21 protein-coding genes and 1 tRNA gene are annotated in these 22,897 nt (G+C 71.4%); 12 read left to right on the forward strand and 10 right to left on the reverse strand.

Features of this window, described 5'->3' with window-relative positions; all coding sequences use genetic code 11:
• Position 1: 1 nt before the first annotated feature.
• The gene (gene argS / locus AC57BS_RS03615; protein WP_496410103.1) at positions 2-1,657 is read right to left on the reverse strand and encodes an arginine--tRNA ligase; all 1,656 of its coding nucleotides are present in this window, start codon (positions 1,655-1,657) and stop codon (positions 2-4) included.
• A 105-nt stretch (positions 1,658-1,762) separates the two neighbouring features.
• On the opposite strand from argS, the gene AC57BS_RS03620 reads away from it, so the two are divergent.
• From AC57BS_RS03620 to AC57BS_RS03630, 3 genes are all read left to right on the forward strand, one after another.
• Entirely contained in the window at positions 1,763-2,260 is a 498-nt protein-coding gene (locus AC57BS_RS03620) for a thioesterase family protein (RefSeq protein WP_496410104.1), read from the forward strand.
• Between the two features lie 65 nt (positions 2,261-2,325).
• Positions 2,326-2,398: transfer RNA gene (locus AC57BS_RS03625), tRNA-Arg, on the forward strand.
• Between the two features lie 236 nt (positions 2,399-2,634).
• A complete protein-coding gene (locus AC57BS_RS03630; RefSeq protein WP_496410105.1) occupies positions 2,635-4,047 on the forward strand; it encodes a choice-of-anchor P family protein in 1,413 nt (470 codons plus the stop codon).
• Positions 4,048-4,091: 44 nt separating this feature from the next.
• Here AC57BS_RS03630 and AC57BS_RS03635 read toward each other — a convergent pair whose 3' ends face one another.
• Together AC57BS_RS03635 and AC57BS_RS03640 are read right to left on the reverse strand one after the other, a co-directional pair.
• Positions 4,092-5,021 carry an LCP family protein gene (locus tag AC57BS_RS03635; RefSeq protein WP_496410106.1) on the reverse strand — a complete coding sequence of 310 codons (930 nt, stop codon included), beginning with the start codon at positions 5,019-5,021 and terminating at the stop codon, positions 4,092-4,094.
• Positions 5,021-5,635, reverse strand: coding sequence for a hypothetical protein (locus AC57BS_RS03640; RefSeq protein WP_496410107.1), 615 nt, complete (start codon positions 5,633-5,635; stop codon positions 5,021-5,023). The genes AC57BS_RS03635 and AC57BS_RS03640 overlap by 1 nt, the downstream gene beginning before the upstream one ends.
• A 215-nt stretch (positions 5,636-5,850) precedes the next feature.
• On the opposite strand from AC57BS_RS03640, the gene AC57BS_RS03645 reads away from it, so the two are divergent.
• Together AC57BS_RS03645 and AC57BS_RS03650 are read left to right on the forward strand one after the other, a co-directional pair.
• Positions 5,851-9,672 carry a multifunctional oxoglutarate decarboxylase/oxoglutarate dehydrogenase thiamine pyrophosphate-binding subunit/dihydrolipoyllysine-residue succinyltransferase subunit gene (locus AC57BS_RS03645; protein WP_496410108.1) on the forward strand — a complete coding sequence of 1,274 codons (3,822 nt, stop codon included), beginning with the start codon at positions 5,851-5,853 and terminating at the stop codon, positions 9,670-9,672.
• A 15-nt stretch (positions 9,673-9,687) separates the two neighbouring features.
• Positions 9,688-9,864 (forward strand): DUF6104 family protein, encoded by a 177-nt coding sequence (locus AC57BS_RS03650; protein WP_129453612.1) that lies wholly within the window; start codon positions 9,688-9,690, stop codon positions 9,862-9,864.
• A 102-nt stretch (positions 9,865-9,966) separates the two neighbouring features.
• Here AC57BS_RS03650 and AC57BS_RS03655 read toward each other — a convergent pair whose 3' ends face one another.
• Both AC57BS_RS03655 and AC57BS_RS03660 read right to left on the reverse strand, forming a co-directional pair.
• Positions 9,967-11,058, reverse strand: a complete 1,092-nt coding sequence (locus AC57BS_RS03655) for a fatty acid desaturase family protein (RefSeq protein ID WP_496410109.1) — start codon at positions 11,056-11,058, stop codon at positions 9,967-9,969.
• Between the two features lie 14 nt (positions 11,059-11,072).
• Entirely contained in the window at positions 11,073-12,161 is a 1,089-nt protein-coding gene (locus AC57BS_RS03660) for a ferredoxin reductase (protein ID WP_496410110.1), read from the reverse strand.
• A gap of 159 nt (positions 12,162-12,320) precedes the next feature.
• Between AC57BS_RS03660 and AC57BS_RS03665 the strand changes: the two genes are divergently transcribed.
• Complete coding sequence (locus AC57BS_RS03665; RefSeq protein WP_496410111.1) at positions 12,321-13,037, forward strand: TetR family transcriptional regulator; 717 nt, start codon at positions 12,321-12,323, stop codon at positions 13,035-13,037.
• 1 nt (position 13,038) lies between these two features.
• Positions 13,039-13,569: a nitroreductase family deazaflavin-dependent oxidoreductase gene (locus tag AC57BS_RS03670; protein WP_496410112.1), complete on the forward strand. Its 531-nt coding sequence runs from the start codon at positions 13,039-13,041 to the stop codon at positions 13,567-13,569.
• 7 nt (positions 13,570-13,576) lie between these two features.
• On the opposite strand, the gene AC57BS_RS03675 is transcribed toward AC57BS_RS03670, so the two are convergent.
• Together AC57BS_RS03675 and AC57BS_RS03680 are read right to left on the reverse strand one after the other, a co-directional pair.
• Positions 13,577-14,272, reverse strand: coding sequence for an SDR family oxidoreductase (locus tag AC57BS_RS03675; RefSeq protein WP_496410113.1), 696 nt, complete (start codon positions 14,270-14,272; stop codon positions 13,577-13,579).
• Positions 14,269-15,237: a zinc-binding dehydrogenase gene (locus AC57BS_RS03680; RefSeq protein ID WP_496410114.1), complete on the reverse strand. Its 969-nt coding sequence runs from the start codon at positions 15,235-15,237 to the stop codon at positions 14,269-14,271. The genes AC57BS_RS03675 and AC57BS_RS03680 overlap by 4 nt, the downstream gene beginning before the upstream one ends.
• A gap of 69 nt (positions 15,238-15,306) precedes the next feature.
• Between AC57BS_RS03680 and AC57BS_RS03685 the strand changes: the two genes are divergently transcribed.
• On the forward strand, positions 15,307-16,548 hold the full coding sequence (locus AC57BS_RS03685) for a GNAT family N-acetyltransferase (protein ID WP_496410115.1): 1,242 nt from the start codon (positions 15,307-15,309) through the stop codon (positions 16,546-16,548).
• Between the two features lie 651 nt (positions 16,549-17,199).
• Here the strand turns inward: AC57BS_RS03685 and AC57BS_RS03690 are convergent.
• The 3 genes from AC57BS_RS03690 to AC57BS_RS03700 are packed head-to-tail and all read right to left on the reverse strand — an operon-like array spanning position 17,200 to position 20,380.
• A complete protein-coding gene (locus AC57BS_RS03690) occupies positions 17,200-18,807 on the reverse strand; it encodes an alpha-amylase family glycosyl hydrolase (protein WP_496410116.1) in 1,608 nt (535 codons plus the stop codon).
• Complete coding sequence (locus tag AC57BS_RS03695; protein WP_496410117.1) at positions 18,807-19,979, reverse strand: NAD(P)-dependent malic enzyme; 1,173 nt, start codon at positions 19,977-19,979, stop codon at positions 18,807-18,809. Before AC57BS_RS03695 ends, AC57BS_RS03690 begins: the two co-directional genes overlap by 1 nt.
• Before the next feature lie 20 nt (positions 19,980-19,999).
• Positions 20,000-20,380 (reverse strand): S24/S26 family peptidase, encoded by a 381-nt coding sequence (locus AC57BS_RS03700; protein WP_496410118.1) that lies wholly within the window; start codon positions 20,378-20,380, stop codon positions 20,000-20,002.
• Positions 20,381-20,430: 50 nt separating this feature from the next.
• Between AC57BS_RS03700 and sodN the strand changes: the two genes are divergently transcribed.
• The 4 genes from sodN to AC57BS_RS03720 all read left to right on the forward strand — a co-directional run bounded on the left by sodN (position 20,431) and on the right by AC57BS_RS03720 (position 22,897).
• Positions 20,431-20,832 carry a superoxide dismutase, Ni gene (gene sodN / locus AC57BS_RS03705; RefSeq protein ID WP_496410119.1) on the forward strand — a complete coding sequence of 134 codons (402 nt, stop codon included), beginning with the start codon at positions 20,431-20,433 and terminating at the stop codon, positions 20,830-20,832.
• A 105-nt stretch (positions 20,833-20,937) separates the two neighbouring features.
• Positions 20,938-21,573, forward strand: a complete 636-nt coding sequence (locus AC57BS_RS03710) for a GNAT family N-acetyltransferase (protein ID WP_496410120.1) — start codon at positions 20,938-20,940, stop codon at positions 21,571-21,573.
• Between the two features lie 57 nt (positions 21,574-21,630).
• A complete protein-coding gene (locus AC57BS_RS03715; RefSeq protein WP_496410121.1) occupies positions 21,631-22,047 on the forward strand; it encodes an anti-sigma factor in 417 nt (138 codons plus the stop codon).
• 1 nt (position 22,048) lies between these two features.
• Entirely contained in the window at positions 22,049-22,897 is an 849-nt protein-coding gene (locus AC57BS_RS03720) for an RNA polymerase sigma factor SigF (protein ID WP_496410122.1), read from the forward strand.

Consider the following 22,897-nt stretch of genomic DNA (forward strand, 5'->3'; position numbering starts at 1 on the left):
ATCACATCCTCTCGGGGGCGGAGACGCCGAGCAGGTCGAGGCCGTTGGCGAGCACCACGCGCGTCGCGTCGACGAGCATCAGCCGGGCCCGGTGCAGGTCGCTGGTCTCCTCGTCACCGCGCGGCAGCACCCGGCAGCTGTCGTAGAACCGGTGGTAGGTGCCCGCGAGCTCCTCGAGGTAGCGCGCCACCCGGTGCGGTTCGCGGAGCTCGGCCGCGGCCTTGACGACGCGCGGGAACTCCGCCAGCGCCCGCAGCAGCTCGCCCTCCTTGTCGTGGGTGAGCAGGCCGGGGTGCGACTCGGCCGTCACGCCGAGGTCGGCGGCGTTGCGCATCAGGCTCGCCACCCGGGCGTGGGCGTACTGGACGGTGAAGACCGGGTTGTCGTTGGTCGCCTTCGCCCAGAGGTCGAGGTCGATGTCGATCGGCGAGTCCGAGTGGTAGCGGGCGAGGGCGTAGCGGCTGGCGTCCACCCCGATCGCGTCGACGAGGTCGTCGATGGTGACGACCGTGCCGGCACGCTTGGACATCCGCATCGGCTCGCCGTCGCGGAGGAGGTTGACCATCTGTCCGATGAGGATCTCGAGGTTCTTGCCCGGCTCGTCGCCGAACGCCGCGCACATGGCGTTCATCCGGCCCACGTAGCCGTGGTGGTCGGCGCCGAGCATGATGAAGCAGCGGTCGAAGCCGCGCTCGCGCTTGTCGAGGTAGTAGCCGAGGTCGCCGGAGATGTAGGCCGGGGTGCCGTTGGACCGGACGATCACGCGGTCCTTGTCGTCGCCGTACTGCTCGGTGCGCAGCCACAGGGCGCCGTCGGACTCGTAGGTGTTGCCCATCTCGGTGAGGCGCTCGATGGCCCGCCCGACCGCCCCGGAGTCGTGCAGGGACTTCTCGTGGAAGTAGACGTCGAAGTCGACCCCGAAGTCGTGGAGGGACTTCTTGATCTCCGCGAACATCATGTCCACGCCGACCTCGCGGAAGACCTCCTGGGCCTTGTCGTCCTCGAGGTCCTTGACGTCGGGGCGCTGCTCGACGACCGCCGAGGCGATGTCGTGGATGTACTGGCCGCCGTAGCCGTCCTCGGGTGCGGGCTCGCCCTTGGCGCTGGCGAGGAGCGAGGAGCTGAAGCGGTCGATCTGGGCGCCGTGGTCGTTGAAGTAGTACTCGCGCGTGACGTCGGCCCCGGTCTTCTCGAAGATCCGGCCCAGCGCGTCACCCACCGCCGCCCACCGCACGCCGCCGAGGTGGAGCGGCCCGGTCGGGTTGGCGGAGACGAACTCGAGGTTGATCTTCTCCCCCGCGAAGGCGTCGGAGGAGCCGTACGCCGCGCCCGCCGCGACGACGTCGGCCGCGACCTGGCCCTGGGCGCCGGCCTCGACCGTCACGTTGAGGAAGCCGGGACCCGCGACCTCGACCTCGGCGATCCCGTCGGCGGCGCGCAGGCGCTCGGCGACGAGGTCGGCGAAGGCACGGGGGTTGGTCCCAGCCTTCTTCGCGAGCTGGAGCGCCACGTTGGTGGCGTAGTCGCCGTGCCCCTTCTGCCGGGGTCGCTCCACCGTGACCTGGGTCGGCACGCCGTCAGGCAGCGTGATCGCGCCGTCGGCCACGAGGGACGACAGCGCATCGACGATGGTCTCGGAGAGCTGCTCGGGGTTCACCGGGCAAGCCTATCGGCGGCGCCTGCCACCGACCGAACCGGTTTCACGCCCTGGCCACCGCCCGGGCAACGCCACGCCGGCGCGACCTGCCCTAGGGTCCTGCCTGTGACGACGCATCCGACCTACGCCCAGCTCATCGACCTCCCGGCCTACGTCGAGCAGCCCGTGCCGATGCCCTTCGAGGACATCAACGGCCACCTCAACGTCCGCCACTACATCGGCATCGCGAGCGAGGGACTCGACGAGTCCCTGGTCGAGGTGGGCATCCCGCAGATGTGGCCGCTCACCCACGGCCACGCCTGCTTCACCGCCGAGCACCACGTCACCTACCTCGCCGAGCTGCGCACCGGCGACACGATGTCGGCGCGCGTACGCCTCCTCGGCCGCTCCGAGCGCGCCGCGCACGTCCTCGTCTACCTCCTCGACGAGACCCACCAGCGGGTCGCGTGCGTGGTGGAGGAGATCTTCCTCCACATCGACCTCGAGACCCGCCTCACGGCCCCGTGGCCGGACGAGGTGGCGACCGCGCTCGACGCGCGGATCGCCGAGCACGAGGCCCTGCCCTTCCCGGCCGCGACCTCCGGCTCCCTCGCACTCCGCTAGGCGGTTTCACCGCCGCGCAGCGAGACGGGTAGTCTTCACCGCGCACCGGCCCCGGGCCGGTGCGGGCCTCCGTAGCTCAGGGGATAGAGCACTGGTTTCCGGTACCAGGTGCCGCAGGTTCGAATCCTGCCGGAGGCGCCCACGAGCAAGACCACGAGCAAGGCCCGGACCCGCCCAGGTCCGGGTCTTCGTCGTGCCTCGCCCGCGTCGCTGCGGCGGCTGCCGGAACGTCCTCCGGTGACCACCGTCACCAATCCGTGCGCCCCTCGTTGAAGGGTCGAGGGAGTTACTGGCCGGTCACCTGGGCCCGGCCCAGTCGTGGGCTCCCCAAGGACCCTTGGGAGGGAAACGTGCAAGGACGGGTGGAAGATCGGGTGCACACGGGATTGGGGCGGCGGCTCGTCGGGGCGGTCAGCGTCGGCCTGGCGGCCTCGCTCGTGCTGGGCGGAGGGTCGGCGCCGGCGCAGGCGAGCGACGGCCCCGACGCCCGGGCGGGCGCGGCGGACGGGCTCACGAAGTTCGGCTACCGCGGCGACGTCTACGGCGTGAAGCTGGTGACCGACAGCGTCGAGGCGCTCAACCTCAAGGACGCCCACGCCCAGCAGCTCTGCACCCGCACGGCCGGCAAGGTCGTGGAGCAGAAGAGCGCGGTGTCGGTCCCGGACAACCCGCTGATCCGCGTCTCGGCGAGCACCAGCCGCACCGAGACGTACGTCGACGGCGCCACGCACGGCGTACGCGGCACCAACACGATCGGCGACATCAGCATCGGCGGCACCGTGGGACCGCTGACCACGCCGCGGCTGGTGGTCAAGGGCCTGCAGACCACGGCGCACGCGTTCAACACCCCGCAGGGCTACGGCCACGACGAGAGCTTCACCTTCGCCAGCATCTCCCTCGAGCTGCTGGACGACACCGTCGTGCAGCAGCTGCCGCCGGAGCTCCAGCAGCTCCTCGCGCCGCTCGACCAGGTCAGCGACACGGTCTTCACGGGCACCCAGGAAGCCGCTCAGCAGGTCTTCCAGGTGCTGAGCGACGTGACGAAGCCGATCGTGATCCCCGGCCTCGGCTCGATCGCGCTCGGCTACGAGAACGGCCGGGCCAACAGCCACAACGCCCAGTCCCAGGCCTCGGCCCTGCGGATCGAGGTGACCGCGGGCGACCGTCGCCAGCTCGTCGAGCTCGGCACCGCCCGCGTCCGGATGGGCGGACCGGCTCCCGTCGGCGTGTTCCGGTCCGGTGGCACCGCCATGGACTACCAGGCGCTCCAGGGTGCGTTGAAGTTCGGCAACGTCCAGCACAAGGCACTCCCCTGCCAAGGCACGCGCGGGCGCACCCAGACCTACCAGGTCCCGCACGCCAGCCAGCTGGTGCCGGTGCCGGTGCTCCTCGACGGCGTGACCTACCAGGTCAACGGCGACCAGTTCCGCAAGAAGAAGGTCGCCAAGGGCTGGTCCCGCACCGCGATCCAGTCGGTGTCCATCCCCACCGCCGAGCTCGTCATCACCGATGTCAGCTCGCGCGTGGCGATGCGCCAGAAGACCGGCAAGCGGGTCCGGTCGAAGGTCTCGACCGCGATCGGCTCGATCACCGTCGGCGGCCAGCCTGTGGAGGTCCCCGCCCCCGGCGGCGTGGTGGAGCTGCCCAACGGCGTCGGCGAGATCCAGCGCCAGCTCGTCGACACCGGCTACCGCGGCTCGCAGGTGATCGGGCTGCGGATCAAGCTCTACTCCGACGCCGTCGTGATCGACCTGGCCCGGACGGCCGGACGCATCTACCCGCACTGAGCCGCACACCGGCCGGCACCCCGACCAGCGACGGGACGCCACCCTCAGCAGCCGCGGAGGGTGGCGTCCTGCCGTGCCTCGCGGCCCAGTCGCCGGGCCTGCGCGACGTCGGGGAACACCACGCTCGCCGCGCCCACGAAGCCGATCCGGCCCCGCACCACGCAGGTGGTGATGCGACGCGGGTCGACCTGGGCGACGGCCTGCGCGATCTCGAACAATTCGGCCGGCGAGGCGTTGGTGTCGGTGTGCGCCATCACGGTCATCACGCCACGCTCGATGAAGCCGGGCCGGTCGGCCTGGCTGCGGATCCGGGCATGGATCCCGCGCAGCGTGCGCTGCTGGTTGGCCGAGCGGTCGAAGTCACCGCCCGAGAGGTTGTACCGGATCCGCGAGAAGGCCATCGCGTTGTAGCCGTCGAGGTGGATGCGTCCCTGGCGGAACCCCTCCTTCTTGAGGTTCGGGTCCCAGAAGCGGCGCGGGTTGGTGACGGTGATGCCGCCGATGTCGTCGACCATGTCCTCGAAGAACGGAAAGCGGGTCACCATGACGTAGTCGGGCTCGATGCCGACGAGGTTGCGCATGGCGCCGGCCATGCCGCGCGGGCCGGCGAAGTAGAGGGCGGAGTTGATCTTCTCCCGGCCGTGGCCGGGGATGGCGACCCACGAGTCGCGGGGCACCCCGATCGCGGTGGCCGCGCCGGTGCGGGTGTTGATCCCGACCAGCTGCAGCGCGTCGCCGCGGGCCCGGGTCATCGCCTGGCCCGGTCGGGCGTCCGAGCCGACCGCCAGGATCCACACGACGTCCTCGCCGCCGGTGGCCACTCCCTGGGCGTGCCGGATCTTCACCAGCGCGACCTCGGTCGGCTGCACCGCCGACTGCGGCACGACGAGGGCGGTCACGCCGAGGACGGTGGCGAGGACGGCCGCCCTGCCCCACCGGCGGGCGCGGCGTACGTGGCCTGCGAGACGGTGCATCACCGGGCTCCCTTCGCGAGGTCGTAGCCGAAGATCCGCCACGCCCCGCGCTTGCGGGTGAGGAAGAGCCGCCCGCGTACGGTCGTGGTGCCGGTCTTCGAACCGGTCGTGTCGAACCTCAGGTGGACGTGGGCGGTCACCGTCCGCGCCTGCCTGCCGGTCGCGAGGATGTCGAGCACGACCGAGCGCTTGCGCGCGGTGACCGAGTCGATGCGGGGTCCACCGGTCCGGTTGGTGAGGAGCGCCTTGTCGCCGCGCGCCCTCGCCTCCGCCGCGTCGGTGAAGCCCGGGAAGGCCGACGGGAAGCTGCTGCGCGGGTACGCGCCGCCGAGGTAGGCCGCCTCCCACCACCGGTCGACCAGGGCGCCGACCTGCTTGCGCACGGCCTTGCGGCGGGCGTCGGGCAGCCGGCCGAAGACCCGGTGGATCGTGGTCCTCGTCGGCACCGGGTGCGAGGCGAGCGTCACCCGCGCGTCGTCGCGGCTGATCCGCTCCGGCGACGCCGACGGCTCCGCGGTGGACTGGCATGCGTTCGAGAACGAGACGAGAAGGACGAGCAGGGGGGCGGCGAGGCGGCGGGCCCACGCGGTGCGGCCCGGCGAGGGGCTTGGCATGACGACTCCAGGCAGTGCAGGTGGCCGGGGACGGCCGGGGAAATGGCTCTCGGGTGGCACGGGGGCCGAGATGGGTGGCGGTGTGGGCCACACCATGCCTCAAAGGACGAGCCCGCCCCTGCATTTGCGTGCGTGTGGGACTAGCCTTGTGGGCGCCCTTTGATGGGCACAGTTGTCAAACCTTGCGCGATGATCCTGGAAGAGGCGAAACAAGCGTGGCGCAGTCCCCGAACGGGCAGTCCGGCAACCAGTCCTCGGTTGCACCGTCATCTGATCTGGGAGCCAACGAGTGGCTCGTGGACGAGATGAAGGAGCAGTACGACAAGGACCCCGCGAGCGTGGGTCCGGAGTGGGCGAAGTACTTCGGCAACGGGAGCGGCGCGACGACCGCGAGCGCCACCGCGCAGCAGCCGGACAAGGCGCAGGCCAAGGAGCCGGCCAGGGCCGCCGCCGCGGCCGCGAAGCCCGCCGCCAAGCCCGCCGCCAAGCCCGCCGCCAAGGCCGCCGAGAAGCCTGCCGAGAGGCCCGCTGAGAAGCCCGCCTCCACGTCCACCGCCAAGTCGACGCCCCGCCCCGCGGCCGCCGCCGACGAGCCCGCCAAGGGCACCAGCACCCCGGTCGCCAAGGACCCCAAGCCCGCAGCCCCGACCCCCGCGAGCGACGAGCCGACCTACACCGTGCTGCGCGGTGCCCCGGCGCGTACGGCCGCCAACATGGACGCCTCGCTCTCCGTGCCCACCGCGACCTCCGTGCGATCCGTGCCGGTCAAGCTGCTGTGGGACAACCGCACCGTCATCAACAACCACCTCGCCCGCGCCCGCGGCGGCAAGGTCTCCTTCACGCACCTGATCGGCTACGCACTGGTCAAGGCGCTGCGCTCGATGCCGGAGATGAACGTCGGATTCGAGGTCGTCGACGGCAAGCCCAACCTGATCACGCCGGCCCACATCAACCTCGGCCTCGCGATCGACATGCAGAAGCCCGACGGCACCCGGCAGCTGCTCGTCCCGAGCATCAAGGGCGCCGAGGCGATGGACTTCGCCGCCTTCTGGACGGCCTACGAGGACATGGTCCGCAAGGCGCGTGACGGCAAGCTCACCGTCGCCGACTTCCAGGGCACCACGATCTCGCTGACCAACCCCGGCGGCATCGGCACGGTGCACTCCGTGCCGCGGCTGATGGCCGGGCAGGGCGCCATCATCGGCGTCGGCGCGATGGAGTACTCCCCCGAGTGGCAGGGCGCCTCCGAGGAGGCGATCAACCGCAACGCCATCAGCAAGTCGATGACGCTCACCTCGACCTACGACCACCGCGTGATCCAGGGCGCCCAGTCGGGCGAGTTCCTCAAGCGCGTGCACGCCCTGCTCATCGGCGAGAACGACTTCTACGACGAGATCTTCCGCTCGCTGCGCATCCCCTACGAGCCGATCCGCTGGGCGCGCGACGTCGTGGCTTCGCACGACGACGACATCGTCAAGCAGGCCCGCATCCTCGAGCTGATCCACGCCTACCGCGTCCGCGGCCACCTGATGGCCGACACCGACCCGCTCGAGTACCGCCAGCGCAGCCACCCGGACCTCGAGATCGAGTCGCACGGGCTGACCCTGTGGGACCTCGACCGGGAGTTCGCGACCGGGTCGTTCGGTGGCGAGGGCCGCCGCTTCATGAAGCTGCGCAACATCCTCGGCATCCTGCGTGACTCCTACTGCCGCACCACCGGCATCGAGTACATGCACATCATGGATCCCGAGCAGCGCAAGTGGATCCAGGAGCGCGTCGAGCAGCCGCACGTCAAGCCGCCCCGCGAGGAGCAGCTGCGCATCCTGCTCAAGCTCAACCAGGCCGAGGCCTTCGAGACGTTCCTCCAGACGAAGTTCGTCGGCCAGAAGCGCTTCAGCCTCGAGGGCGGCGAGACGACGATCCCGCTGATCGACGAGATCTGCGAGGCCGCCGCCGAGGCCGGTCTCGACGAGGTCACCATGGGCATGGCCCACCGCGGCCGCCTCAACGTGCTGGCCAACATCGTGGGCAAGAAGTACAGCCAGATCTTCCGCGAGTTCGAGGGCAACATCGACCCGCGCACGGTCCAGGGGTCGGGCGACGTGAAGTACCACCTCGGCGCCGAGGGCGAGTTCATCGCCGGCTCGGGCGACCGGATCAAGGTCTCCGTCGCGGCCAACCCCTCGCACCTCGAGGCGGTCAACCCGGTCCTGGAGGGCATCGCCCGCGCCAAGCAGGACATCCTCGACCAGGGCGAGAAGTTCCCGGTCCTGCCCCTGCTGGTGCACGGCGACGCCGCGTTCGCCGGCCAGGGCGTGGTCGCCGAGACGCTCAACCTGTCCCAGCTGCGCGGCTACCGCACCGGCGGCACCGTGCACGTGGTCATCAACAACCAGGTCGGCTTCACCACCGCTCCCGGCTCGTCGCGCTCCTCCCTCTACGCCACCGACGTGGCGCGGATGGTGCAGGCGCCGATCTTCCACGTCAACGGCGACGACCCCGAGGCCTGCATCCGCGTGGCGCGGCTGGCGTTCGACTACCGCCAGGCGTTCAACAAGGACGTCGTCATCGACCTCGTGTGCTACCGCCGCCGCGGCCACAACGAGGGTGACGACCCGTCCTACACCCAGCCGCTGATGTACGACCTGATCGAGCAGAAGCGCTCGGTGCGCAAGCTCTACACCGAGTCCCTCATCGGTCGTGGCGACATCACCGTCGAGGAGGCCGAGCAGGTCCTCAAGGACTACCAGCAGCAGCTCGAGCGGGTCTTCACCGAGGTGCGCGAGGCCAGCTCCGAGGCGCCCACCGAGTGGACGACCGTCCCGGACTACCCGGACAAGCCGGCCGGCGACTTCTCGACCGCGGTCAGCCCCGAGGTGCTGAAGCGGATCGCCGACAGCTACGTCACGCCGCCGGAGGACTTCACGGTCCACCCCAAGGTCATGCCGCAGCTGCAGCGCCGGTCCGCCGCGATCACCGACGGGCCGATCGACTGGGGCACCGGTGAGATCCTCGCCTTCGGCTCGCTGCTGATGGACGGGCGCCCGGTGCGCCTGGCCGGCCAGGACTCGCGCCGCGGCACGTTCGTGTCGCGCTTCGCCACGATCATCGACCGCACCAACGCCGACGAGTGGACCCCGCTGACCAACCTCACCGAGGACCAGGCCAAGTTCTACGTCTACGACTCGCTGCTCTCCGAGTACGCCGCGCTCGGCTTCGAGTACGGCTACTCCGTCGCCCGCCCGGAGGCCCTCGTCCTCTGGGAGGCCCAGTTCGGCGACTTCGTCAACGGCGCGCAGACCGTCATCGACGAGTTCATCTCCGCCGGTGAGACCAAGTGGCGCCAGCAGTCCGGTGTCGTCCTGCTGCTCCCCCACGGCTACGAGGGCCAGGGGCCCGACCACTCGTCGGCGCGCATCGAGCGCTTCCTGACGATGTGCGCCGAGGACGCCATGGTGGTGGCCCAGCCGTCCACCCCGGCGTCCTACTTCCACCTGCTGCGGCAGCACTCGCTGGGCGAGGAGCACCGCCCCCTCATCGTCTTCACGCCGAAGTCGATGCTCAAGCGCAAGGAGGCGGCCTCGCAGCCGGCCGACTTCGTCGGGGACACCACCTTCCGCGCGTTCATCGGCGACGACGCCGCGGACCGCGACAAGGTGGAGACGCTGATCCTGTGCTCGGGCCGGGTCACGTGGGACCTCATGGTCGAGCGCGGCAAGCGCGAGGACGGCGACGCCTTCGCGATCGGTCGCGTGGAGCGCCTCTACCCGAACCCGGTCGAGGAGATCAAGGCCGAGGTCGCCAAGTACCCCCACCTCAAGGCGATCCGCTGGGTGCAGGACGAGCCGCGCAACATGGGCCCGTGGCCGCACTACCAGCTCAACGTGTGGCCGCAGCTCGACCTGGTGGTCGAGCCGATCACCCGCACCGCCTCGGCCTCGCCGTCGGTCGGCACGATCAAGCGCCACGTGGAGGAGCAGAAGGCGCTGCTCGACGCGGCCTTCGAGTCGCCCCGCGGCCGCGGCACCGACTACTGAGACGGAGCCGGGGAGTTGTACTTCACCGACCGCGGGATCGAGGAGCTCGAGAAGCGCCGGGGTGACGAGGAGGTCACCCTGGCCTGGCTCGCCGAGCAGCTGCAGGCCTTCGTCGACGCCCACCCCGACTTCGAGGTGCCGATCGAGCGGCTGGCCACCTGGCTGGCTCGTCTCGACGACCCGGAGGACTGAGCGTCCGGCCGCTGGAGTCTCCGGATATCCGGTGACCGACCTGCTTACGGGTAGAGATCTCTACCCGTAAGCACGGAACTCGGACTGGAAGCACCCCTCGCGTCAGGCCGCGACCGGCCGTACGGCCTCCCGCTCGCCGGACGGCTTCGGCTCCCGGTCCGGCAGCGCGAGGCGGCAGATCTTCCGTGCCACGCTCGCCAGCTGCCGTCGCAGCGGACCCGTCGTGTACTCGACCCCGTAGCGCTCGCAGATCTCGCGCACCTCGGGGGCGATCTCGGGGTAGCGCCTGGCGGGCAGGTCGGGGAACAGGTGGTGCTCGACCTGGTGGCTCAGGTTGCCCGACATGATGTGGAAGAGCGGGCCGCCGGAGATGTTGGCCGAGCCGAGGACCTGCCGGTAGTACCAGTGGCCACGCGACTCGTCCGCGCACTCCTCCTCGCTGAACGTCTCGGCGCCCGCCGGGAAGTGGCCGCAGAAGATGATGTTGAACGCCCAGACGTTGCGGACCAGGTTGGCCGTCGCGTTGCCGACGAAGGTGAGCGGGAACAGCGGGCCGGTGAGCGCCGGGAACAGCAGGTAGTCCTTGAGGGCCTGCCGCTTCACCTTGCGCATGATGCCGGCGTGCAGCGCCTTGTTGTCCTCCATCGTCCGCGTGCCCTTGACGATGTTCTCCACCTCGAGGTCGTGCATCGCGACGCCCCACTCGAAGAACACCATCAGCAGCAAGGCATAGAGCGGGTTGCCCAGGTAGTAGGGGTGCCACTCCTGGTCCTCGTCCATCCGCAGGATGCCGTAGCCGATGTCGCGGTCCTTGCCGAGGATGTTGGTGAACGTGTGGTGGATGTAGTTGTGGGAGTACTTCCACTGCTCGCTGGGGCAGACGTTGTCCCACTCGTAGATGCGCGAGTTGAGGTGCGGGTCGCCCATCCAGTCGTACTGGCCGTGCATCACGTTGTGCCCGATCTCCATGTTCTCGAGGATCTTGGAGGCCGAGAGCGCGGCGACGGCGAGCGGCCAGGCCGGCGGGAGGTAGAACAGCGCGCGGCCGAGCACCTCGAGCTGCTGCTGGCGCTTGACGATGCCGCGGATGTAGGCCGCGTCGTCCTCGCCGAGGTCGTCGAGGACGCGGCGGCGCAGCGCGTCCATCTCCTCCCCGAAGGCGTCGAGCTCGTCGGGGGTCAGGTGGGGCTTCATGGGGTGTCCTTCCTTCACAGGTCGACGACGCAGTCGCCGACGGGGGCGGAGACGCAGATCTGGATGTCCTCGTCGGGCAGCGAGGACTCCGCGCCGGAGAGCACGTTGCGCACGGTGCCCTCGGGCTTGCGGGTGGTGCAGGTGAAGCAGATGCCCATCCGGCAGCCGTACGCCGGGCTCAGGCCCGCCTCCTCGGCCTGCTCGAGGATGGAGGCGCCGGTGTTGGCCGCCCGCTCGCCGCTGTCGGCGAAGACGAGCTCGCCCTCGGCGTTGCCGGTGCCCGTCGACGGGGGCTTGAAGAGCTCGAGGCGGAGCCGGGGGCTCTCGCCGTACGCAGCCCGCACCAGCTCCATCATCCCGGCGGGGCCGCAGGCCCAGGTGTCGGTGTCGCGGTAGCCCGGGACCAGGCGACGCAGCTCGAGCTCGTTGAAGACGGCGCCGCCGTGGCGCAGGTGCACCGTGACGTCGTTGTCGTCCTCGGCGATCCGGGCCAGCTCGTCGGCACAGATCTGGTCCTCCGGCGAGCGGGCGTAGTGCAGGAACGTCACGGGTCGTCCCGCGCGACCGTCGTAGCCGTCGCGCAGGAGGGTGCGCAGCATCGACATCGCCGGCGTGATGCCGGAGCCTCCGGTGATGAACAGCAACGGGTCGATGCCGGGCGTGGCGGGGCTGACCGGGAGCGTGAAGCTCCCCTCGGCCTGGGAGAGGTGGAGCACCAGGCCGGGTTCGGCGTCGACGAGGTGCTTGCTCACCTGACCGTCCGCATGGGCGCGGACGGTCAGGGTGATCTCCTCCCCCGCTCCCGAAGAAGGAGAGGAGATCGAGAAGCACCGGGTCATGCGTCGCGCCGAGCCCGGCAGGTCGAGGCCCACCTGGACGTACTGACCGGCGCGGTGGCCGCGCCAGGTGGCAGTGGGCTGGAGCGTGAGGGTGGCGACGGGGGCGCCGGGCGTGTCGGTCTCGCGGCGTACGTCGATGACGCGGGCCCGCACCTCGTGCGCCGCCCACATGGGGTTGATGCGCGAGAGGTAGTGGTCGACCCCGTGGGGCGAGGCGAGCGCGGCCGCGGTGCGCGACCGGACGAGCCGGTCCAGCACGATCATCCCGGCCTCCTTCGTTAGTGAACGTCTGTTCACTCAAATATGACGCGAGTGCAGACTCATGTCAACGCACCCACCCGTGATCCGGCCCACGGTGCGTGCACATGCGTGCACCGCCATCACGCACCGCACTCCCCCGCACGGGTGCCCTACGATCGCCGCATGCCTCGCGTCGAGCCCACCGATCCGGATCAGCCGGAGCCGGAGTCGGAGCCGGAGTCGGAGCCCGGGTCGGAGTCCGGGGCGGAGTCCGGGTCACGCGCCGAGCGCAAGGAGCGCACCCGCCGGGCGATCCTCGACGCCGCGCTGGCCCTGGCCGCCGACTCCAACCTCGCGGCCATCTCGCTGCGGCAGGTCGCCAAGCAGGTGGGGGTGGTGCCGACGGCGTTCTACCGCCACTTCGGCTCCCTCGAGCTGCTGGGGCTCGCGCTGGTCGACGAGAGCTTCCGGTCGCTGCGGCTCATGCTGCTCGACGTGTGGCGGCACGCCCCTGAGTACCGCGACTTCATCGACGGCTCGCTCCCGATCGTCGCGCAGCACGTGCGCGAGAACCGCTCCCACTACGCCTTCATCGCGCGCGAGCGTACGGCCGGGCCGCCGCGCGTGCGGGAGGCGATCAGGCACGAGATCGACCTGATCACCCGGGAGCTCGCCACCGACATCGCGCGCAGCGGGGCCGCCGAGCAGTACTCCAGCGCCGACATCGGGCTGCTGGCCGACCTCATCGTGTCGTTCGTGGTGACGATGGCCGAGCGGCTCGTCGACGACCCCGACGCCGAGGAGCGCACGCTGGCGCAGGCGCGCACCCAGCTGCGGATGCTCCTCGTCGGGGCGCTCAACTGGCGCTCGCGTGAGCCCGCCGACAGCGGGGGCCGCTGACATGGCTGCTCGCACGGGCCTCGCTGCCGACCTCGGCTACGCGCACTCCTCCGCCAACCCGCTGCACCGGCTGGTCAGGTGGGGGGCCGGCACGCGCGCGGGCGGCTGGGTGTTCTCGCGCACGCTGCGCCACCTCGACGACGCCGTCGGTCGGCTCACCGGCGGCCGCCACAGCGCGCCCGGGCTGCTCGCCGGCCTCGCCGTCCTGGACGTGACGACGACCGGGCGCAGGTCCGGCCGGCGCCGGACGAGCCACCTGATCGCGACGCCGTACGCCGACGGGCTGGCACTGCTCGGCACCAACTTCGGGCAGGCCGCGACCCCGGCGTGGGCGCACAACCTCGAGGCCGACCCGCGGGCGAGCGTGACCTACCGCGGGAGGACGCTGGACGTCGTCGCGCGTGCGGCCACCGCCACCGAGACCGCCGAGGTCTTCGAGCTGGCCGGCCGTTTCTACCCCGGCTACGCCCACTACCGCAGGCGGGTCGGCGAGTCCCGGCGGATCCGGGTGTTCGTGCTCGAGCGGGCCTGACGGGACCTCACGTGCCGGACCGCGGCACGACCGGGCGCACGGTCACGTCGGGGATGGTGGCGTCGGCCGGCAGGTCGATCACGTGCAGCAGCGTGTCGACGACCGTGTCGGGGCTGATCCAGCGCGAGGCGTCGTAGGTGCGCCCCTCCTGCTCGTGCACCTTCTCCTGCATCGGGGTCGCGGTGCGACTGGGATAGACCGTGCTCACGCGTACGCCGTGCTCGACCTCCTCCGCCCGCAGGGAGTCGGCGAAGGCGCGCAGGCCGAACTTCGAGGCGGCGTAGGCCGACCACTCGGCACTGGCGGTGAGGCCCGCCGAGGAGTTCACGAACACGACCGTGCCGCGACCGGCGCGCACGTGCGGCAGGAGCTCGCGGGTCAGCACGGCGGGAGCGGTGAGGTTGACCGTGACCTGCTCCTCCCAGGCGGCCAGCCGCAGCCGCTCGACCGGGGCGAGGTCCACGACCCCGGCGACGTGCACCAGTGAGTCGACCGGGCCGTCGACCTGGCGGCCGAGGCCGTTGAGGGTCCCGGGGTCGGCCAGGTCGGCCACGAGCAGCTGCGCGCGCGGGAAGGTCCGGCCGAGCTCGTCCGCGCGGGCCTGGCTGCGTACGACGAGGACGAGGTCGTCCCCGCGGGCGGCCAGCCGGTGCGCCAGCGCGAGCCCGATGCCCGACCCTGCGCCGGTGAGGACGTGCCTCACCGGGTGAAGACGATCTTGCCGAAGACGTCGCCCTGCGCCATCGCCGCGAAGCCGTCGCGCGCCTGCTCCATCGGGATGGCGCGGTCGACGAGCGGGCGGGTGCCGGTGGCGTCGAGGAAACGGACCAGCAGGTCGAGCTCGGCGCGGGTGCCCATCGTGGAGCCGATGACCGAGAGCTGCTTGAAGAAGATGTGCGTCAGGCCGGCGTCACCGACGTCGGGGCCGGAGGTCGTGCCGCTGATGACGATGCGGCCCCCCGGGCGCAGCGAGCGGATCGAGTGGGTCCAGGTCGCCTTGCCGACGGTCTCCATCACCGCGTCCACCTTGACCGGCAGGCGGGCTCCGGACTCGAAGACCTCGTGCGCGCCCAGCTCGAGGGCGCGGGCGCGCTTGGCCTCGTCGCGGCTGGTCGCCAGCACGGTGAGGCCCGCGGCGCGACCGAGGGTGATGAGCGCGGTGGCGACACCGCCGCCGGCGCCCTGCACCAGCACGGTCTCGCCCGGCTGGCACCCGCCCTGCACGAAGAGCATCCGGTAGGCCGTCAGCCACGCGGTCGGCAGGCACGCAGCCTCCTCGAACGACAGCGAGGCCGGCTTGGGCACGAGGTTGCGGCGCGGCACGACCACCTGGTCGGCGAAGGTCCCCTGGTGGCGCTCGGAGAGCAGCGACCGCCCCGGGTCGTCGGCCTCGTCACCGGTCCACCGCGGGTCACCGATGACACCGTGCACGACGACCTCGTTGCCGTCCTCGTCGACCCCCGCGGCGTCGCAGCCGAGGATCATCGGCAGCGACTCCTCACGCAGGCCCACCCCGCGCAGCGACCACAGGTCGTGGTGGTTGAGGCTGGCGGCCTTCACGGTCACCGTGGCCCACCCGTCGGGAGCCTCGGGGGCGGGACGCTCCCCCACCACCAGGCCGCTCAGCGGGTCGTCGAGGGAGAAGGACTCGGCATAGACGGCGAACATGTCTCGACCCTAGCGACTGGTGGTCGTTATCCGGTTGCGGGTCCTCGGCCCGGACTGTTGGGTTGCCGGGTGAGCATCGACGTACGTCCCTCGGAGGACGCCGAGAAGTACCTGGCCACCGACCAGCTCGTCTGGTTCGGCGAGGTCACCGACGCCGACGCCGAGCACCTGCGGCTCGGGCTGCCCGCGGACCAGCGCTTCGCGGTCGACCTCCCCGACGGGCCGTCGGACCTGCACGCGGGCATCTACGGCGTGCGCCCGATGGAGCTGTCGCTGCCCGGCGGGGCGGTCGTCCCGATCGCGGGGCTCACCTGGGTCGGCGTACACCCCGACGCCCGGCGCCGCGGGGTCCTCACCGCGATGATGACCGACCACCTCACCCGCACCCGCGACGCCGGGACCGCGATCTCGGCGCTGCACGCGAGCGAGGCCGCGATCTACGGTCGCTACGGCTACGGACTCGCGGTGCTGACCCACCAGGTCGACCTCGGCCGCGGCACGACGTTCACCGCGCCGCACCTCGAGGACGAGGTCGCCGGCATCAGCACGCAGCTGGTGACCATGTCCGACGCAGGTGTGGCCGAGCGGATGCGTGCCTGCCAGCTGGCCGCGGCGCCGGACTGCCCCGGCACGATCGTCGGCTCCCCCGGGTTCTTCACGCTGATGACGTCCGAGACGCCCGAGCAGCTGCGCGACAAGGAGCGGCGCCGCGTCCTGTTCGCCCGCCGCGACGGCGCGGACGTCGGCTTCACCGGGCTGCGTCGCGAGCACAAGTGGGCCGACGCACGCCCGTCCGGCACGGTCACCGTCGGCACCTTCACCGGTGGGCCCGCAGCACGACTCGCCCTCGCCCGCCGGGTGGTCGACCTCGACCTGATGGGCACGACGAAGCTGGAGAACGTCGGCGTCGACGACCCGATCCTCGGCTGGGTCGGCGGACCGCGCGGCACCGGCGACCTGAAGACCTGGGACAGCACGTGGGTCCGCCTCGTCGACCTCGAGACCGCCTGGTCGCTGCGGTCGTACGAGGCGGACTGCGACGTCGTCGTCGAGGTCGCCGACCGGTACGCCCCCTGGAACGCCGGGCGCTGGCGGCTGCGGGCCTCCGCCGGCGTCGGCTCGGCCTCACGCTCCGACTCCCCCGCCGACGTCACGCTCGACGTCGCCGTGCTCGGTGCCGGCTACCTCGGGCACGGCATCGCCGGCCTGCTGCGCGCCGGGCTGGTCACCGAGCACCGGTCGGGTGCGTACGCCGGGCTGGCGCGCGCGATGCGGACCTCGCTGGCCCCGGAGCCCTCGATCGGGTTCTAGTCGTCCGTGCCCCCGGCGTGTCGGACGACCAGAAGCCGGCCCTGAGCCGCGGGCAACGCCTGCCGTCGGCGTACGGCTCGGAGTTGTGGTCGTCCGGCGCGCCGCGGCGTGTCGGACAGGACGAAGGACCGCGCGACCGCCGTCGTCAGCGTGGCGCTCGACCGGCCATGGGACTTCGTCCTGTTCGACAGGCCGGCGCGGCCGAACCGTGCGAGTCTGGTCACGTGGAACGTGGGGAAGACGCCTGGTGGGATGCCTTGGTCAAGGCGCTCGCGACCGTCGGTCGGGTCACCGACAGGCACCCGCACGGGTTGGTCGTCGAGATCGATCGCGACGACGGTCCTCCCCAGGTCGTCGAGCTCGACATCACGCCGGAGGAATGGGAGGAGATGAACGCCATCTCGTGGGGCGTGGTGACCGTTGCCGCTGAGCACATACGACAGACAGCTGGTGCTCCACCAGCCTCGCGCCCACCGCTACCTCAGCTACGCGGACTATCGCCTCGAGCCATCTGACACCGACTGGGTGCGCGGCTAGCGGGTGCTTCCACCGCGGCGGCCAGCCCGATCAGCAGCTGACCCACGCACGTGCGGCGCTCGTGGCCCTCGATCCGCTGTTCCAGGGGCCAAATCCGCCGCACGTGCGGCGGGATCAGGCGAGCTCGAGGACGCCGTAGCCGAAGCCGTCCACGCGCAGACCCGTCGCGGTCACGTCGACGCCCCGGCCCAGGAGCAGCCGCGCGCCCTCGAGCCCGTCGACCTCGACGTCGGCCGGTTCGCGGCGCGGGTTGACCACCACGACGTGCGAGTCGCCGCGGCGCCAGGTGAAGGGGTAGCCCTCGTGCAGGACGGTCGTCGGGGCACGGCCGCCGAGGGCGGGGGTGGCGCGCCGAAGGGCGATGAGTCGGCGCACCAGGTGCAGCGTCGAGTCGGGGTCTTGCTCCTGCGCACTGACGGTCGGCCGGTCGTCGGACGGGTCGATGGGCAGGTAGAGGTCCTCGGACGCGGCCGTGGAGAAGCCCGCATTGGGCGAGTCGTCCCACTGCATCGGCGTGCGGCACCCGGACCGGTTGTAGCCCGGGTTGCAGATCGAGCCCTCCACGTCGGGCAGGCCGGGCACGTAGCGCATGCCGATCTCGTCGCCGTAGTAGAGCGAGGGGACGGTGCCCCAGGTGAACAGGAACGTCAGCGCGGCGCCGAGCTGCTCTGGCGTACGGGGGGCCGTGCGCAACCGGCTGAAGTCGTGGTCGGCGGTCCCCATCAGCACCGGACGGGTCGGGTCGTCCGCCCGCGCCGACGCCCACCCGTCGAGGAAGGTCCGGGTGGAGCCCCGGCCGTCCTCGTGGAAGAACGCGTCACCCGTCCGGTGGAAGGGCAGGACCCCCGCACCCTTGGTGTCGAAGAGGCTCGCGTGCTCGGCGTGGATCACGAGGAAGAAGTCGGCGTCGAACCCCATGCCCAGGCCCGTGCGAGGCTCCTTGCCCTCCGGGACCAGCACGGCGTCGGGATGGGTCGAGGCCAGCCACGCCTGGAGGTCGCGCCACACCTGCGTCGAGTCGAGCGCGCCGGCGTTCTTGCCGCGGTCGTCCTTGACCAGCGAGAACGCCATGTCGACGCGGAAGCCCGCGACACCCCTGCTCAACCAGAAGTCGAGCACCTCGCGGAGCATCGCCTTGTTGCGCACCGGTCCCGGGTCGTCGACGCCGTCACGCCAGGGCTCGTCCTCCGGCGTCTGGGTCCAGCCGAAGTTGAGCGCGGGCTGCTCGTCGTAGAAGTTCTTGAGGTACCAGCCCCGGCGCGGACCCGGCGACGGCACCCACGCCGGCGTACCGGGGACGCCGGGCTCCCAAGCCCACTGCGGGAGCTCCTCGCACCACACGTAGCGGTCGCCCTCCGGGCTCGGGCCGTCCGCGTGGAGCTCGGCCTGGAACCACGGGTGCTCGATCGAGGTGTGGCCGGCGACCAGGTCGAGCAGCACCCGGATGCCGCGCTCGCCGGCCTTGTCGACCAGCTCGACCAGGTCCTCGTTGGTGCCGTAGCGCGGCGCGACCTGCAGGTAGTCCGAGACGTCGTAGCCCGCATCGACGAAGGGCGAGGCGAAGCACGGGTTGAACCAGATCGTGTCGACGCCGAGCGACTCGACGTGGTCCAGGCGCTCGATCACCCCGCGGAGGTCGCCGATCCCGTCGCCGTCGGAGTCCGCGTAGGACTGGGGGTAGATCTCGTAGACGACGGCGTCGCGCAGCCAGTCGCCCGCCATCAGCGGCGCGCGACCCCGTCGGCACGGGCCGCGGCGGCCACGGCGTCGCGTACGGCTCCCGGCACGCGCGGGTCGAAGGGCGACGGGATGATCATCTCCTCGCTCAGCGCGTCCCCGACCAGCTCGGCGAGCGCGGTGGCGGCGGCGACCTTCATGCCCTCGGTGATCGCGGTGGCGTGCACGTCGAAGGCGCCGCGGAAGATGCCGGGGAAGGCCAGCACGTTGTTGATCTGGTTGGGGAAGTCCGAGCGGCCGGTGGCCACGACCCGGGCGTACTTGTGGGCCAGGTCCGGGTGCACCTCGGGCGTCGGGTTGGCCAGGCCGAAGATGATCGCGTCGGCGGCCATCGACGCCACGATCTCCTCGGGCACCTGCCCGCCGGAGACGCCGATGTAGACGTCGGCGCCGGCCATCACGTCGGCGAGGGTGCCGCGGCGGCCGAAGTGGTCCGCGGTGTCGCGGGCGAGCGCGGCCTTGACCTCGGTGAGGTCCGAGCGCTCGGAGTTGAGCACGCCCTGCCGGTCGAGGACCGCGATGTCCTTGATGCCGGCCTCCAGCAGGATCCGGGCGACGGCGACGCCGGCCGCACCGGCGCCCTGCACGACGACGCGTACGGTCGCGGCGTCGCGGCCGGTCAGCCGCAGGGCGTTGGTCAGCGCGGCGAGCGCGACGACGGCGGTGCCGTGCTGGTCGTCGTGGAAGACCGGGATGTCGAGCCGCTCCTTGAGGCGCGCCTCGATCTCGAAGCAGCGCGGGGCGGAGATGTCCTCGAGGTTGATGCCGCCGAAGCTCGGGGCGAGCCGCACCACCGTCTCGATGATCTCCTCGACGTCGGTGGTGTCGAGGCAGATCGGGACCGCGTCGACGCCGCCGAACTGCTTGAACAGCACCGCCTTGCCTTCCATCACCGGCATCGCGGCGGCGGGGCCGATGTCACCGAGCCCGAGGACCGCGGTGCCGTCGGTGACGACGGCGACGGTGTTGGGCACCCAGGTGTAGTGCTGCGTCATCGACGGGTCCGCGGCGATGGCCTCGCACACCCTCGCCACACCCGGGGTGTAGGCGAGCGACAGCTCCTCGGGGCCGGTCAGGGCGGCCGTCGACAGGATCTCCATCTTGCCGCCGACGTGCAGGTCGAACACGGGGTCGCCGGCGTGCGGATGCGTTGCCATGCCGGCGATACTCGCACAGCTCAGCGTCCCCGGAGCCGGCGTCCCATGCGTGGCGATGGCCACACCCGCAGCCGTACGACGCCGAGGACGTCGCCCTCGGCCACGGGGCCGCGGTGGCGGGAGTCGACACCCTCGTCGGGGTTGTCGCTGAGCAGCCACCAGCCGGCTGCGCCGGAGCGCGTACGCCGCGACTCGACCGCGCGCTTCACCGTCAGGGTCCCGTCGGCGAACCGGGCCACGACGAGGTCCCCCGGGCGCGGCCGGACGCCGTGCCGCACGAGCAGGAGGTCGCCCTCGCGCAGCGTCGGGAGCATCGAGCGGCCCCGCACGACGGCGGTCCCGAAGGGGGGCCGGACGTCACCACCCCTCAGGGCGAGACCCCGCTGCTGACGCCTCTCCACGCGGAGTAGTGTCGCAGCAGTTGCACACCTTCCCGATCGAGAGGAACCAGATGCTTCGCCACCTGCTCGCCCCCACTGTCGAGGTCTCCGCGCACTGCGACCTTCCCTGCGGCGTCTACGACCCCGCCCAGGCCCGCATCGAGGCCGAGTCGATCAAGGGGATCATCGCCAAGGTCGCCGACAACGACGACCCCGACTTCCGCACCCGCGCGATCCTGATCAAGGAGCAGCGCGCGGAGCTCGTGAAGCACCACCTGTGGGTGCTGTGGACCGACTACTTCAAGCCCCCGCACTTCGAGAAGTACCCGCAGCTGCACACGCTGTTCAACGAGGCCACCAAGCTCGCCGGCGCCTCCGGCACGAAGGGTGAGCTCGACGCCGCCAAGGCCGACGAGCTGCTCGCCAAGATCGACGAGATCGCCGAGATCTTCTGGGAGACGAAGAAGGCCTGAGCGCCGAATCCCGCGACGCCGCCTCAGCCCCGCCGGGCCGAGGCGGCGTTCTGCGTTGTCCGCACCGCCAGGCCCACTACGCTCGGCTCCCGGACGGGAGGCGCGATGATCGAGCAGGTCACCCTGCGTGACGGCACAGACGCGTTCGTGCTGCCCCTCGAGCGCACCGACAGGGCGACGCTCGCCGCCGAGTTCGAGACGTTGTCGCCGGAGTCGCGGCGTCGCAGGTTCCTGGCGCCCGTCCGCCACCTCTCGGACGCGATGCTGGAGCACCTCGTCGACGACGTCGACGGAATCGACCACGTCGCGCTCGTGCTCTGCGCGGAGACGACGCCCGACGTCTACGACCCGGTCGCGCTGGCGCGGATCGTGCGCTACGCCGACGTCACCGACGCTGCCGACCTGGCCGTGACGGTGAAGGACGAGTGGCAGGGTCGCGGCGTGGCCTCGGCGTTGCTCGACGTGGTGATGCGCGCGCGCCCGGCCGGGGTGACGCGCATCGTCACCGAGGTGCTCAAGGACAACCCCGCCTCGCTCGCGATGCTCCGCCGGCTCGGCGAGGTGACGCTGGAGGACGAGGGGAACGGCGTGTACGGCGTCGTGGTCGAGCTCGCCGCCGGCGCACCTGCGGCGCCACCGCCCCCTGCCGAGCCGACGAGGAGGTCGACGCCGCTGCTGGGCGACCCGACCCACCGGCACGCGCTGCGCACGCGCGACCAGGTCTGTCCCTGGTTCCACTGACCGGCCCGGTTAGTGTGTGGCGAGCACATCGGCTTCGACGACGGGACACTGACGCAGATGGCAGATCACACGGGGGGCGCTCGCGCCGACGTCGAGCTGCGGCTGCCTGCCGAGGGCGCCTACGCGACGATCGTCCGCACCACGGCAGCCGGCCTCGCCGCGAGGCTGGACTTCACCATCGACGACATCGAGGACCTGCGCATCGCCATCGGCGAGGCGAGCGCGCTCGTGATCCCCGAGGCCGACCCCGGCACCGACCTCGTGGCCTGCTTCTGGTTCGGCCGCGGCTCGATGACCGTCGAGCTCGAGGCCGAGGCCGTGGACGACCCCCCGCTCGACACCGAGAGCTTCGCCTGGCAGGTGCTCGACACGATGGCGCAGGACGCGTCGGCAGGATCGGAGGGTGGGCGCTTCCGCGTCCGCTTCACGGTCACGTCGGCGATCGCTGCGGGAATGACAGGTGCCGAGCTCTGACATGAGCGCAGACACGGGGGACACGGGGGACGACACCGCGGTGCACACCGCGGTCGAACGCGAGCTCGACGAGGACGTCGTGCCCAGCGGTCTCGAGCACGTACGCGCGCGCAGCGCCGAGCTGTTCTCAGTGCTGCGCGACACGGAGGAGAGCCCGGCGGCGCGGTCGGTGGCGCGCGACGACCTGGTGCACCTCCACCTGTCACTGGTGGAGCACTGCGCACGGCGCTTCCGCAACCGCGGCGAGCCGTTCGAGGACCTCGTGCAGGTCGGCACGATCGGCCTGATCAAGGCGGTCGACCGCTTCGAGACCGACCGGGGGGTCGAGTTCTCCACCTACGCGACGCCGACGGTGATCGGCGAGATCAAGCGCCACTTCCGCGACAAGGGGTGGGCGATCCGGGTCCCCCGGCGCCTGCAGGAGCTCCGGATGCAGATCGGCGGGGCCACGGGCGAGCTGACCCAGAAGCTGGGCCGCTCCCCCACGCCCCGTGAGCTGGCCGAGGTGATCGGCTGCACGGTCGAGGAGATCATGGAGGGCATCGAGTCCTCCCACGCCTACGCCACGCTCTCCCTCGACGCCTCCGACGACAGCGACGACGGCCCGCCGGCGATCCTGGCCGGGCTCGGGATCGAGGACGCCAACATCGAGCACGTCGAGGTGCGGGAGTCGATCAAGCCGCTGCTCGAGGGCCTCGGCGAGCGCGAGAAGCGGATCCTGCTGCTGCGCTTCTTCAAGAACATGACGCAGTCGCAGATCGCCGAGGAGATCGGGGTCTCGCAGATGCACGTCTCCCGGCTGCTCACCCGCACGCTCGCACAGCTGCGTACGTCCCTCGAGGCGGACTGA

This window comes from Nocardioides sp. BGA-UO-ETr-FS32, from assembly GCF_059567905.1.